The 12,977-nt window shown below is 62.8% G+C and carries 12 protein-coding genes and 1 tRNA gene; 3 read left to right on the top strand and 10 right to left on the bottom strand.

The window, feature by feature from the left end; all coding sequences use genetic code 11:
* Positions 1-33: 33 nt before the first annotated feature.
* Entirely contained in the window at positions 34-1,233 is a 1,200-nt protein-coding gene (locus AC0L2U_RS01470; protein WP_128364077.1) for an MFS transporter, read from the bottom strand.
* A 222-nt stretch (positions 1,234-1,455) separates the two neighbouring features.
* On the opposite strand from AC0L2U_RS01470, the gene AC0L2U_RS01465 reads away from it, so the two are divergent.
* Both AC0L2U_RS01465 and AC0L2U_RS01460 read left to right on the top strand, forming a co-directional pair.
* The gene (locus tag AC0L2U_RS01465) at positions 1,456-2,454 is read left to right on the top strand and encodes a heparan-alpha-glucosaminide N-acetyltransferase (protein WP_292680089.1); all 999 of its coding nucleotides are present in this window, start codon (positions 1,456-1,458) and stop codon (positions 2,452-2,454) included.
* Positions 2,451-2,927 carry a methyltransferase family protein gene (locus AC0L2U_RS01460; protein WP_127398844.1) on the top strand — a complete coding sequence of 159 codons (477 nt, stop codon included), beginning with the start codon at positions 2,451-2,453 and terminating at the stop codon, positions 2,925-2,927. Before AC0L2U_RS01465 ends, AC0L2U_RS01460 begins: the two co-directional genes overlap by 4 nt.
* Before the next feature lie 305 nt (positions 2,928-3,232).
* On the opposite strand, the gene AC0L2U_RS01455 is transcribed toward AC0L2U_RS01460, so the two are convergent.
* The 3 genes from AC0L2U_RS01455 to AC0L2U_RS01445 form a co-directional block, all read right to left on the bottom strand.
* The gene (locus AC0L2U_RS01455) at positions 3,233-3,619 is read right to left on the bottom strand and encodes a MerR family transcriptional regulator (protein WP_023685221.1); all 387 of its coding nucleotides are present in this window, start codon (positions 3,617-3,619) and stop codon (positions 3,233-3,235) included.
* A gap of 157 nt (positions 3,620-3,776) precedes the next feature.
* Entirely contained in the window at positions 3,777-5,195 is a 1,419-nt protein-coding gene (mgtE, locus tag AC0L2U_RS01450; protein WP_127382185.1) for a magnesium transporter, read from the bottom strand.
* Positions 5,196-5,385: 190 nt separating this feature from the next.
* Positions 5,386-5,470, bottom strand: a tRNA-Leu gene (locus AC0L2U_RS01445).
* A gap of 235 nt (positions 5,471-5,705) precedes the next feature.
* On the opposite strand from AC0L2U_RS01445, the gene lipB reads away from it, so the two are divergent.
* Positions 5,706-6,449, top strand: a complete 744-nt coding sequence (lipB, locus tag AC0L2U_RS01440; protein WP_292562225.1) for a lipoyl(octanoyl) transferase LipB — start codon at positions 5,706-5,708, stop codon at positions 6,447-6,449.
* Positions 6,450-6,470: 21 nt separating this feature from the next.
* Here lipB and AC0L2U_RS01435 read toward each other — a convergent pair whose 3' ends face one another.
* The 6 genes from AC0L2U_RS01435 to mce all read right to left on the bottom strand — a co-directional run bounded on the left by AC0L2U_RS01435 (position 6,471) and on the right by mce (position 12,943).
* Positions 6,471-7,721 (bottom strand): site-2 protease family protein, encoded by a 1,251-nt coding sequence (locus AC0L2U_RS01435; RefSeq protein ID WP_128289020.1) that lies wholly within the window; start codon positions 7,719-7,721, stop codon positions 6,471-6,473.
* A gap of 591 nt (positions 7,722-8,312) precedes the next feature.
* Positions 8,313-8,996: an ABC transporter ATP-binding protein gene (locus tag AC0L2U_RS01430; protein ID WP_174800360.1), complete on the bottom strand. Its 684-nt coding sequence runs from the start codon at positions 8,994-8,996 to the stop codon at positions 8,313-8,315.
* Positions 8,993-10,279: a lipoprotein-releasing ABC transporter permease subunit gene (locus AC0L2U_RS01425; protein ID WP_128289021.1), complete on the bottom strand. Its 1,287-nt coding sequence runs from the start codon at positions 10,277-10,279 to the stop codon at positions 8,993-8,995. Before AC0L2U_RS01425 ends, AC0L2U_RS01430 begins: the two co-directional genes overlap by 4 nt.
* The gene (gene proS, locus AC0L2U_RS01420) at positions 10,276-11,604 is read right to left on the bottom strand and encodes a proline--tRNA ligase (RefSeq protein ID WP_127272306.1); all 1,329 of its coding nucleotides are present in this window, start codon (positions 11,602-11,604) and stop codon (positions 10,276-10,278) included. Before proS ends, AC0L2U_RS01425 begins: the two co-directional genes overlap by 4 nt.
* A gap of 653 nt (positions 11,605-12,257) precedes the next feature.
* The gene (locus AC0L2U_RS01415; RefSeq protein ID WP_127267197.1) at positions 12,258-12,542 is read right to left on the bottom strand and encodes a DUF1467 family protein; all 285 of its coding nucleotides are present in this window, start codon (positions 12,540-12,542) and stop codon (positions 12,258-12,260) included.
* Positions 12,539-12,943 carry a methylmalonyl-CoA epimerase gene (gene mce, locus AC0L2U_RS01410; RefSeq protein WP_128289023.1) on the bottom strand — a complete coding sequence of 135 codons (405 nt, stop codon included), beginning with the start codon at positions 12,941-12,943 and terminating at the stop codon, positions 12,539-12,541. Before mce ends, AC0L2U_RS01415 begins: the two co-directional genes overlap by 4 nt.
* Between the last annotated feature and the right edge of the window lie 34 nt (positions 12,944-12,977).

The raw sequence follows: 12,977 nt of genomic DNA, 5'->3' as shown, positions 1-12,977 counted from the left end.
CCGCCGGTGACCATTGCGAATGCGCCATGAAGGTCAAAGTGATTTCGGCAGATAGCGCCACGTCACAAAGCCGCAGACCGCCGCCAGCAGACCGAGCGTGACGAACACCGAGCCCAGGCCGAAGACGGCCAGCGCCACCGAATAGACCAGCGGCGGCGTCAACTCGGAAAAGTCGAGATAGGTGCGGTAGACCGCTGCCATCTGAGATCTTTCATAGGAGCGCACCGAGCGCATGAAGGCGGTCGAGCCGAGGGCGTCGAGCGCAATGGTGAAGAAGGCACCGCAGAGCAGGAAGGCGCCGGTAAGCAGCGGCACGGTTTCGCCGACGAAGCCCGCCGCCAAAAGCGCGGCCGACATGGCGAAATAGGCAAACGTCATGGTCCCGCGGCCACCAAAGCGCTTTCCTGCCTTGCCCCAGAAAATCGCCATGAACAACAGCGCGTTGCCGGCCGAAACCAGCAGGCCGCCGGCCAGCTTGCCCTCGCCTGTGATGACCATGAACAGCGGCCCATAGACGAAGAACGTCGTCCAGAAACAGGAGCGCCCGAAAGCGATCAGCCAGGCCAGCCTGAGCCTGGGCTGCGCGACGAAGCGGCCGATATTGGCGAGCGGATTGACGGGGCGCGTCTTGCCCGGACGGATAGACTGGTTGTCGCCGAGGCGGTAGGTCCAGAACAGCGCCAGCAGGGCAAACGCGAACACCGCGACCGTACCGTGCGCGGCATAGATGCCGAAGCGCGTGTAGAGGAAGATGCCGAGCGTCGGCCCACCAGTCCAGGCCAGCATCGACCACGCCATGCGCAGCGATTCGGCCTGCATGAAGTCGGTCTTGCGGATGTGGTCCATGATGTAGAGGTTGAGCGTGATCGACAGCGCGCTGGCGCCCATCACCCGGCACAGCATGCCGGCCAGTTGCCCGGCAAGCGTGTCGGTAACGAAGAACAGCGAGCCGACGGCCAGCAGGCAGGCGCCTGATGTGTAGACCCAGCGCCGGGCAAAACGGCGGATCAGCATCGGCATGAACAATGTCACCGACAGGCCGAGCATCGCCACCACGGTGTAGAGCATCGACACGATCTGCTCGTTGTGCAGGATCTCGTAGGCCTGGATCGGGATGACGCTCGACACCGTGGCGCGGGCGAAGGATTCGACCGCATAGAGCGACGCGAAGGTGCGCGCGTCCGCGGCCTTGAGAGCCGGCAGCCAGATCGGATGGCGCACATGGGTGGACATTGCTTTCCCCGAAGCAGATTCACCGGGTCAAATCTGACTTGGCGATCCCAGCGCCAATAAGAGGAAACCGACGCGCATCCGGCAAAAGCGAAGCCGGCCAAAGGCTTCCCTGCACTGGCCCAATGCCGCGGCTGACCCGGGTTGTCGGCAGAGTTGCCGGTCTTCTTTTGTCCAGGGCAACCGTGATAGTCCTCCAGCGGGGCTGAATCAGAATGCGAGACCATGAGCATCCAAACGCCGACCGCACCCGTTCCGGATCGACCAAAGCGCATCGTCGCTATCGACATCGTGCGCGGCATCGCGCTGATCGCCATGGCGAGCTACCATTTCACCTGGGATCTGGAGTTCTTCGGCTACACCGATCCCGGCCTGACCGCCTTCGGCTGGTGGAAGATCTACGCGCGCTGCATCGCCTCGACCTTCCTGTTCCTGGTCGGCGTCAGCCTGTACCTCGCCCATGGCCGACAAATCCGCTGGAACGGCTTCTGGAAGCGGTTCGCCATGGTCGCGGGAGCCGCGATCGCGATATCGGTCGTCACCCGTATCGCCACGCCGGATGGATTCATCTTCTTCGGCATCTTGCACGAGATCGCGCTGGCCAGCCTACTCGGCCTCGCCTTTCTGCGGCTGCCGGCACTGCTGACGCTTGTCGTCGCCGCGCTCGTCATCGCGGCGCCTGTCTATCTGCGCCTCGAGGCGTTCGATCACCCATGGCTGTGGTGGGTAGGCCTGTCGGCGAACAATCCGCGCTCCAACGACTACGTTCCGCTGTTTCCGTGGTTCGGCGCCGTGCTTGCGGGCATCGCGGTGACGAAACTCGCCGCCGGTGCCGGCCTGCTTGCCCGGCTTGCCAATCTGGCGCCCGGTCGCTTGGCCAACCCGCTGGTCTTCATCGGCCGGCACAGTCTGGCGTTCTACCTGATCCACCAGCCATTGCTGATCGGCTGCATGTGGCTGTTCTCGCAGATCATGCCGGCACAGGTCGAAACCCCGCAGGTGAATTTCCTCAAAACCTGCCAGCTGTCCTGCGAGCAGTCGCGCGACACCGAGTTCTGTACGAGCTACTGTGTCTGCATGCTCGATACGCTCGAGGGCGAGGCAACGCTTGATCGGCTCTACAACAACGACCAGACTGCGGAATGGAAGACGCATCTGTCCGATCTCGCCGGCATGTGTACCGCCAAGACCGACAGCAAGTTGATGGAGGAAGGGGTCAAATGACCGAGAACCAGCCTAAGCCGGGGCTCATACCGTGGCCGCCGCTGATCTACACCGCCGCCATCGCCATCAGCATCGCGCTGGGCCTGCTCTATCCCCTGCCCTGGATCGGTGACCTCCTGGGCGATATTCTTTTCGCCACCGGCTGGGTGGCGCTGTTTGCCGTCGCCGCGCTCTGGGTCACCGCGATCCGCACCATGGTCCGCGCCAAGACCACGCTGAACCCGAACGCTGTGCCCGATCACCTGGTCACCACGGGTCCCTTCGGCATCACCCGCAATCCGATGTATCTGGCCAACACCCTGCTGTTGATCGGGGTCGCCTTTGTCTCGGGCATCGTGTGGTTCCTGCCGCTCGCGTTCATCGCCGCCTATGTCACGCAAAAAATGGCGATCGAAGGCGAGGAAAAGGTGCTGGCGGCAAAATTCGGCAAGAAGTACCGCGACTACGCCAAACGCGTGCGCCGCTGGATCTGAGCTGGCGCCCCTGGTTTCCATCGCGGAGAGGTTTTGACAGGTGCACACTTCGGCGATTAGCGAACTTCGTCATCCTAGGGCGAAGCAGGAGCGCAGCTCCGTCGCGGAGACCCTAGGATCCATGCCGTGACCTCGGTCGAGGAGTGCAGCGGAGCAAAGTTCTGCGCCGTCGCGGTGCATTGCAGTCATGGCATGGATCCTAGGGTCTGCGCCGCGTCGCTACGCTCCTGCTCCGCCCTAGGATGACGAAGGAATAGACGTCTCCGCTAATTCCGAACGCTAACGCGCGACAGAATCCAGTCCGCTCAGGTATTCACGCCAAGCTCAACCAGCCGCTCCACACAAGATTCCTCGGCCTGGTCGAGTTCAGCCAGCGTCTCCTCGAGATCGCGGCGCTTCTGCCGGAGATCCTCGCGCTTTTCCTCGATGCGCTTGATCATCAGGTTGAGCTGGCCGACTTCGCCGGGCGGCTCCTTGTACATCTGGATGATTTCGCGGATTTCGTTGATCGAGAAACCAAGCCTCTTGCCGCGCATGATCTGACGGATGAGGTGCCGGTCGGAGGGGCGAAACAGACGCGTGCGGCCACGCCGCACCGGCTGCACCAGCCCTTCGTCCTCGTAAAAGCGAAGCGTCCGCGTCGACACGTCGAACTCGCGGGTCAACTCGGTGATCGAATAATATTCTCGCATTGCCACTCCCGCACGCCGAAACCAAGGGGCGATCGCCATGCCGGCGTCACCCTTATGTCCCGAACCAAAACCCGTGCCATGCCGGAATCGACATGGCGCCCCGCGCAAGCCTCGCACGGCATTTACGTAAAAGTCAATTAAGCCAAAAGGCGTGCCTTCAGGGCACACCGAACCACCACGTGGCAATGCCGAGAAATGCAAAGAAGCCGACGACGTCGGTAACCGTGGTGACAAAAACTGCCGAAGCGACCGCCGGATCGACCTTGAAACGATCGAGCAGCAGCGGGATCAGGATGCCGGCCAGGGCGGCCACGAACATGTTGATGATCATCGCCGCCGCGATGATGCCGCCCAGGTTGGGGTCACGGAACCAGGCTGCCGCAACGATGCCGATCAGGATGGCGAAGACGATGCCGTTGATGAAGCCGACACCCATCTCGCGGCGAATGATGCGGCCGGCATTGTAGATGTCGAGATCCCTGGTCGCCAACGCCCGCACGGTGACGGTCATGGTTTGCGAGCCGGCATTGCCGCCCATGCCGGCGACGATCGGCATCAGCACCGCCAGTGCGACGATATGTTCGATCGTGCGGTCGAAAAGACTGATCACCGACGCCGCCAGGAACGCGGTCAGAAGGTTGATCAGCAACCACGGAACGCGTGAGCGCGAGGTCGAAAAGATGCTGTCGGAAAGCTCCTCGTCGCCGACGCCGCCCATGCGCATCAAGTCTTCTTCGGCCTCCTGCTGTATGACGTCGACAACATCGTCGATGGTCAGAACGCCAACCAGCCGTTCGTTCTCGTCGACGACTGCGGCCGACAAAAGATCGTACTGCTCGAATTCCCGTGCAGCCTCTTCCTGGTCCATGGTGGCCGGAATGGCGTGCCGCGTCTCGTGCATCACTTCCTCGACCTTGACCGAACGCTTGGTGCGCAGGATCTGGTCGAGGTCGATGGCGCCGAGCAGCTTGAAGCTCGGATCGATGACGAAGATCTGGCTGAAGCGCTCGGGCAGATTCTGGTCGTCGCGCATGTAGTCGATGGTCTGGCCGATCGTCCAGAACGGCGGCACCGCGACGAACTCGGTCTGCATGCGGCGGCCGGCCGTCTCTTCGGGATAGTCGAGCGAGCGGCGCAGCCTGATCCGCTCGGTGAACGGCAGCTGCGACAGGATCTCGTCCTGATCCTCCTTCTCGAGGTCTTCGAGAATGTAGACGGCGTCGTCGGAATCGAGCTCCTGTACCGCCTGCGCGATCTGCGCATTGGGCAGACTGTCGACGATCTCCATACGGATCGCCTCGTCGACCTCGGTCAGCGAGGAGAAGTCGAAATCGGCGCCCAGGAGCTCGACCAGCGCGTGGCGCTGTTCGGGATGCAGCGCCTCGAGCAGGTCGCCGAGTTCCGACTGGTGCAGGTCGTCGACTTCATGCTTGAGGGTCAGCGTGTCGCGGTCGGCGATCGCCGCGCCAATCCGCGCCAGGAAGGACGAAAGCACGGCGCCGTCCTCGCCATAGATGTCGGCGTGGTGCTCCTCGGCGGCCCTGGCGCCAATCGTCCGTTCGTGCTCGCCTTCCACCAGCGCCTCCCGCCACAAGAATCCCGGAAAAGGTGCAAATCAGGTCTAGAGCATCGGACCCAAAGGGGAAACCGGTTTCGGGAGAATCCGACGCTCAAAAAGAAAGTGGCGTAAAGCGCGGGAATATCAAACGAAATGCGCCCGGCCCGCAGCGGGCGGAGCTTGCACAATCGGGATCTGGGAAGGAAAATGGTGCGGTCGAGAAGACTCGAACTTCCACGGGTTGCCCCACAGCGACCTCAACGCTGCGCGTCTACCAATTCCGCCACGACCGCACGTGGTAGAGCCGGAACCGACCGGCTCGCGGCGTGTAGCAAATCGTTTCCGGCGAAACAAGTGCACGGCAAGCAATAATGTCAGGCGATTGGCATAATGCTCCACAGGGTCCGAACGCAGCGCCGGAACTGGACGTTTGCGCCTGATATCGCCATATGGAAGGCAAGTTGATGTCACCCAAAGGTGCGAGGCGGTTTTGGGACGCGACATGCATAAGCGAAAAGACGATACGCCATGCCCGAACGCAGCCAGATCGCCACGTCGTTCCTGCCGCTCCCCGGTTCAGCACCGGTCGAATGGCTGATCGAGCCCGGCCTTACCGCCTATCCCGAAGCACTTGCCTTCATGGAGGCGCGCGCCGAGGCGATCCGCAGCGGCGCTGCCGGCGAAATGGTCTGGCTGGTCGAACACCCGCCGCTCTACACGGCCGGCACCAGCGCTCGCGGCGAGGATCTGATCGACGCCAGCCGCTTCCCGGTGTTTGCAGCCGGCCGCGGCGGCGAATACACCTATCATGGGCCGGGCCAGCGGGTCGCTTATGTCATGCTTGACCTGAAGCGGCGGCGCGAGGATGTCCGCGCCTTCGTCGCGGCGCTCGAACAGTGGATCATCGGCACGCTCGCCGCCTTCAACGTGCAGGGCGAACGCCGCGAGGACCGGGTCGGCGTCTGGGTGGTGCGGCCGGATCGCCCTGCCCTGCCGGACGGCTCGCTGGCGGAGGATAAGATCGCGGCCATAGGCATCCGGCTGCGGCGCTGGGTGAGTTTTCATGGCATCGCCATCAATGTCGAGCCCGACCTCGACCATTTCAGCGGCATCGTGCCTTGCGGCGTGCAGGACCACGGCGTCACCAGCCTCGTCGATCTCGGCCTTCCCCTGACCATGGCCGATCTTGACCTGGCGCTGAAATCCGCCTTCGAGGATGTGTTCGGTCCCGCCACGGTCTTGCCTGTCGAAGCCGAGCGCAAGGCCGGCTGATTCTTCCGGACCCGGTACGGCTCAAATCAGTTGGGCGGAGGCCCACAATACGCCATAGCCATGGATGGCGAACACTGCCAGCAACGCCGCCGCCATGGCGAGCCGGTCGATGGTGCGGATCGGCTTCAGCTCGTAACGCGGCTTGACCCCGCTGCTCATCGTCAGCAGGCTGAGGATCGAAAACACCGCTCCCGTCGCGAGCAGGAAGTTGGAGGAAAAGCCGGCCTGCCAACCGACAGCCAGGAAAGCCGAGAGCAGGAAGAAGGAAGCCAGCGCCAGCCCGACTGGTCCCGGACAGATCTGGCGCAGCACCTGGCCGCCGTCGAATTTCCACACCGGCACCAGATTGGCGATGTTGAACAGTGCGGCGAAGCCCGCCAGGGTCGCCAGCAGGGCCGCAGCCAGCCGGTGGCCTTCCGCGCCGGCAAAGGTGCTGGCAGCGATCACAACCGGCACCAGGAATGCGGAGAAGCCGGCGCCCATCAGCGCCACGAAGGCGACCTCGAAACGGCTGTCATAGGGCCGCCCGCCAATGGCGATGCCGCCGAGCAGCGGAATGAAGATCATCCGTGCCCGGTTGTGGCCCATAAGCCGGAACGCCGCCATATGGCCAAGCTCATGCAGGGCGACCACCGATGTGAGGATCGCGGCCAGTGCCAGGCCGCCGAAGTGAAGGCCGAAGAATGGCCACAGGATCAGCGCCGAAAGCCCGGCAAAGCCGACCTGGCTCAACGGATGCTCGAACCAACCGCCCTTGCGATACTCCCCGGTCCGCGCCCAGCGCTGCAGCTTGGAGAGTTCGCGGCGCAGGGCGAAATAGCGGAACACCAGGAAGGCGACGCCGCGATAGCGATCCGTCTGGCTGAGCGTCACCCGCGTGCTGGTGCCTTCGGAGACGAGTTCAGCGGTTTCGGAAAAGTCCTTCCAGAACGAAGCGTCGAGCGCGGTGTCCTCGATGACACGCATCGAGAAGCTGATACCTTCGACGACGTCATCAAACCGCGACCTGCGTTCGATCGGCTTGCCGTCGCGACCTTCCCACGACAGCGTCATGCGGGCCACGCCCTCGCCGTCCGGCGCCTCGGCGGAAAGGATCTCACCGGACCAGCCGGCATCGCTGCCGAGCGGCCACAGCGCCTGCCAGAGGCGCTGACGGTCCATCGCCACCAGACGGGTCAGACGGACCGTGCGCAAACCAAGCGGCACGGTCATCAACAGAAAGATCAGCCCGAGATTGCTGGCCACCAGAATGGCCGTGACGATGGGCGACACCTGGACATTGCTCCCTGTCTTGCCGAGGTACCCTAACGTTACGGCGGCAAGAAAAGCTTAACGGCGGAACGGCCGTCGACCGCATAGGACCCGCGGCGGCGAACGCCGCCAAATCACATGGCTCCGATCCAGATCGCCATGGAAACAAGGAACGTGCTCATGCAAACCAGTGAGATGACATCCTGAACCAGATCGGTCATAACTCTCTCCTGTTGTTGATATGTTCGCATTTTGTTCCAATTTTGTTTCAAAGTCAACGGGCACGATCCGCCCGCGCCCGGAATTCCGGGCGATCAAATCGGCAGGGTTAAGGAAAGGTTGATGGGCGAGCGACGGTGCCACGTGGGCTGACCGAAGCCTTATGCGATTAGCCATCGCATCGTCATCCTAGGGCGGAGCAAGGAGCGGAGCGACGCGCGCAGACCCTAGGATCCATGCCGTGACCCAGGGGCGATGCTACGGTGCAGAATTATCGCTCTGATAGAGGTCGCATATCCTCGACCCCTGCATTTGTCTCGAAAGTAACGGCATGGATCCTAGGGTCTACGCTCCGCTCCGCGGAGCTTCGCCCTAGGATGACGACATCAGAGACTAAAGCGGCACCACTTTGCCGTCGGCCAGCGTGACACGCCGGTCCATGCGCGATGCCAGTTCGTGATTGTGGGTGGCGATCAGCGCCGCGAGGCCCGATTGCTTGACCAGCGCCGCCAGCGCCTCGAACACATAGGACGCGGTGACCGGATCGAGATTGCCGGTCGGCTCGTCGGCCAGCAGCACCAGCGGCGCATTGGCGACCGCACGCGCGATGGCAACGCGCTGCTGTTCGCCGCCGGAAAGTTCGGACGGCCGGTGCGACGCGCGCTTGCCGATCTGCATGTAATCGAGCAGCTGCGCCGCGCGCTCGGCCGCGTCCTTGCGGCTGAGCCCCTTGATGAGCTGCGGCATCATGATGTTTTCCAGCGCCGAGAATTCCGGCAGCAGGTGATGGAACTGGTAGACGAAGCCGACATCGTTGCGGCGGATCGCCGTGCGCTCGTCATCGGAGAGCCGCCCGCAGGCACGGCCGGCCAGGATGACGTCGCCGGCGTCGGGACGCTCCAGCAAGCCGGCAGTGTGCAGCAGGGTCGACTTGCCGGTGCCCGACGGCGCCACCAGCGCCACCATCTCGCCGCGCTTCAGCGAGAAATCGGCACCGTTCAGGATGGTGAGCTTGCGCGGCCCCTGGACATAGTGCCGCTCGACGCTCTTCAGCTCGATAATGACCTCGGCCACTATTCGTACCTCAAGGCTTCGACCGGATCGAGGCGCGCGGCGCGCCATGCCGGAAACACCGTTGCCAGGAAGGACAGTCCGAGCGCCATCAGGACGACATAGGTCGTCTCGCGCGGATCCATCTTCGCCGGCAACTGGCTGAGGAAATAAAGCTCCGGATTGAACAGCACCTTGCCGGTCATCCATGAGAAGAACTGGCGGATGGATTCGATGTTGGTGCAGATCAGCACGCCGAGCAGCACACCGGCGAGCGTGCCGGTCACGCCGATCGCTGCCCCCGTCATCAGGAAGATGCGCAGGATGGCGCCGCGCGACGCCCCCATGGTGCGCAGGATGGCGATGTCGTGCCCCTTGTCCTTCACCAGCATGATCAGGCCGGAGATGATGTTCAGCGCCGCCACCAGCACGATCAGCGTCAGGATCATGAACATGACGTTGCGCTCGACCTGCAGCGCGGAGAAGAAGGTCTCGTTGCGCTGACGCCAATCGATCATGTCGATCGGCCGCTGCGCCGCCGCCTCCACCTTCGGTTTCAGCGCATCGACATCGTCTGGATTGTCGACATAGATCTCGATCGTTTGCGCCCGCCCGTCCATGTTGAAATAGAGCTGCGCTTCCGAGAACGGCATGTAGACGATGGAGGTGTCATATTCGGACATGCCGACTTCGAAGATCGCCGCGATCTTGTAGCCCTTCATGCGCGGCGTGGTGCCGATCGGCGTCACGTCGCCGTCGGGCGAAATCAAGGTGATGGTATCGCCAAGCGTCAGGCCGAGATTCTCGGCCATGCGCTTGCCGATGGCAACGCCCTCGCCGGAGTCGAAATCGGCGATCGAACCCTGCTTGATGTTGCTGGCAACGATGGCGATCTTGCTCAGATCCTCGCCGCGTATGCCGCGCACCAGCGCTCCGGTTCCGCCGCCGACATTGCCTTGCGCAAGCACTTGGCCATCAATCAGCGGGATGGCGTATTTAACGCCTGCTACACCGTTGATGCGGCTGGCGACCTGCGCATAGTCCTCCAGCGGCGAATCGAGCGGCTGCACGATCAGATGGCCGTTGACCCCGAGAATGCGCGTCAAAAGCTCCGCCCTGAAACCGTTCATCACCGCCATCACCACGATCAGCGTGGCGACGCCCAGCATGATGCCCAGAAACGAGATCGAGGCGATCACCGAGATCACCGTCTCCTTGCGCCGCGAACGCAGATAGCGCCAGGCGACCATGCGCTCGAAGATGGAAAAGGGTCCGGCGCCGACCGGTCTTGCCGCCACCGCCTCGTTCATGCGGCGACACCGAAACGCTTCTTCACGTCTGCGATCGGCAGCGTCTCGCGCTCGCCGGTCTTGCGATTCTTGATCTCGATCTCGCCGGCTGCGACACCACGCGGCCCGACGATCACTTGCCAGGGCAGGCCGATCAGGTCGGCGGTGGCGAACTTGCCGCCGGGCCTCTGGTCGGTGTCGTCGTAGAGCACGTCCTTGCCGGCGGCGACGAAAGCGGCATGCAATTCGTCGCAGACGCGGTCGCACTCGGCGTCGCCCGCTTTCATGTTGATCAGCCCGATGTCGAACGGAGCCACCGCCTCCGGCCAGATGATGCCGTTGTCGTCATGGCTGGCTTCGATGATCGCCGCGACCAGCCGCGACGGACCGATGCCGTAGGAGCCGCCGGAGACGAAATGATCCTTGCCGTCGGGCCCGGTCACCTTGGCGCCCATCGGCTTCGAATATTTGTCGCCGAAATGGAAGATGTGGCCTACCTCGATGCCGCGCGCCGAAACCTTGTCGCTCTCGCCGATCTTCTCCCACGCCGCCTCGTCGTGCATCTCGTCGGTGGCTGCGTAGGGTGTCGTCCAAGTCTTGACTATATCGCCGATCTCGGCGGCATTGGCGAAGTCGGTCTTCTCTCCGGGCACATCGAGCGAAAGATAGTCGCGGTGGCAATAGACCTGGCTCTCGCCGGTGTCGGCCAGGATGATGAATTCATGGCTGAGATCGCCGCCGATCGGCCCGGTGTCGGCCCGCATCGGTATCGCCTGCAGCCCCATGCGCGTAAAAGTCCGGAGATAGGACACGAACATCCTGTTGTAGGCCGCCCTGGCGCCCTCGAAGTCGAGGTCGAAAGAATAGGCGTCCTTCATCAGGAACTCGCGCGAACGCATGACGCCGAAGCGCGGCCGCACTTCATCGCGGAACTTCCACTGGATGTGGTAGAGATTGAGCGGCAGGTCCTTGTAGGACTTCACATAGGCGCGGACGATCTCGGTGACCACTTCCTCATTGGTCGGGCCGTAGAGCATGTCGCGGTCCTGCCGGTCCTTGATGCGCAGCATCTCCTTGCCGTAGTCGTCATAGCGGCCGCTTTCGCGCCACAGATCGGCCGACTGGATGGTCGGCATCAGGATTTCCAGCGCCCCGGCGCGGTTCTGCTCCTCGCGAATGATGCGGCAGACCTTGTCCAGCACCCGCTTGCCGAGCGGCAGCCACGAGAAACTGCCCTGTCCCTGCTGGCGGATCATGCCGGCACGCAGCATCAGCCGGTGCGAGACGATCTCGGCCTCGCGCGGGTTTTCTTTGAGGATCGGCAGGAAATAGCGCGACAAACGCATGGACAGGTCCGTGAGTGAGGAGGGCCGCGCCAGAATCGGCGCGACTTTGGCTTGCTTGACCCGGCTTCATAGCCATTTCAAGGCGGAATGGGAACCCGGACGCTTCGGCCCGAAAAGCGGCAATCGATTTCAGAAAGCACGGGATAGCCGGGATCAGAAGCGTCGCACCGTCCTTCGCCCGCCCAGAAGACCCACGGCGCTGCAAGGCCTCCCGGTCACCGCGCGCGTCTTGATGATCGTTCGCCAAGCAACGCCTGCCACACTATTGTGCAGTGCAGCACGAGAATGCCCGTTTCAAGGCAAAATTCTTCGTGACATTTTCATTCGCCTTAGGCTAATGTACCTCGATAACCGAGAGGGTAGAAAAAAATCTGCTCTCCTACGCGGTCAAAGTCTTGGGAGGATGCGATCTAGGCGCGGTTACTCGCTGCCGCCGGAAACCGGAAACAGATCGGACGCGTTTAAATTGCAAGGCCTCGTGCCTTGCATTTTTTTTGTGCAATCATCTGCTTAGCGCAACGCGTTGCCAAACCACCTTACCCAGCGTCAGCGCTCGTCCGGCCGCAAAACGGCACGGCATTCCTGTCTGGAACCAAGCTGTTCCGAAGGATGAAAACGTCTTTGCCGGACAAATCTTCTTGGGCCGGGGCCGGCTATTTGGCTAAGGTTTGGCTGAATTCTGGCACGATGTGCGGGATGTCGTTGAGGCTGTATCCAAGCCCGTGCGTCAGGCCATAGAAAATGCCCATCAGGATCGCGGTGGCGATGGTGGTGCGGATCACCGCGCGCAGCATGTGGGGACCGCGCGGCGCGCTCGGAACCGTGCCGAGCGTCACGTCACGATCGTCGTCCTGCGTCCTCACGCTGAACGGCAGCACGGCGAACAGCACCACCCACCAGGTCGCGAAAAACAGGGCGGTGAACGAAACCCAGCTCATGATTGCTCCAGTTCGATCAGCGTTCCGAAAAAATCCTTCGGATGCAGGAACAGCACCGGCTTGCCGTGCGCGCCGATCTTCGGACTGCCGTCGCCCAGCACGCGGGCGCCGGCGGCCTTGAGCTGATCGCGCGCGGCCAGGATGTCGTCGACCTCATAGCAAAGGTGATGCATGCCGCCAGAGGGGTTCTTCTCCAGGAAGGCGGCGATCGGCGACCCCTCGCCCAAAGGCTCCAGAAGTTCGACCTTGGTGTTGCCGACATTGACGAACACCACCGTCACCCCATGCTCCGGCAGCGCCTGCGGCGCCGTCACTTCGGCACCCAGCGTGTTGCGATAGGCGGCGACGGCGGCCGCCAGATCCGGCACGGCAAGCGCGACATGGTTGAGACGTCCGAGCATTGGCACTCCCAAGTAGGGGAGTAGGGGAATACGG

The organism is Mesorhizobium sp. WSM4808, from assembly GCF_055811675.1.
Note: the sequence above shows the minus strand (reverse complement) of the source record. Positions and strands in the feature narration are given on the sequence as shown.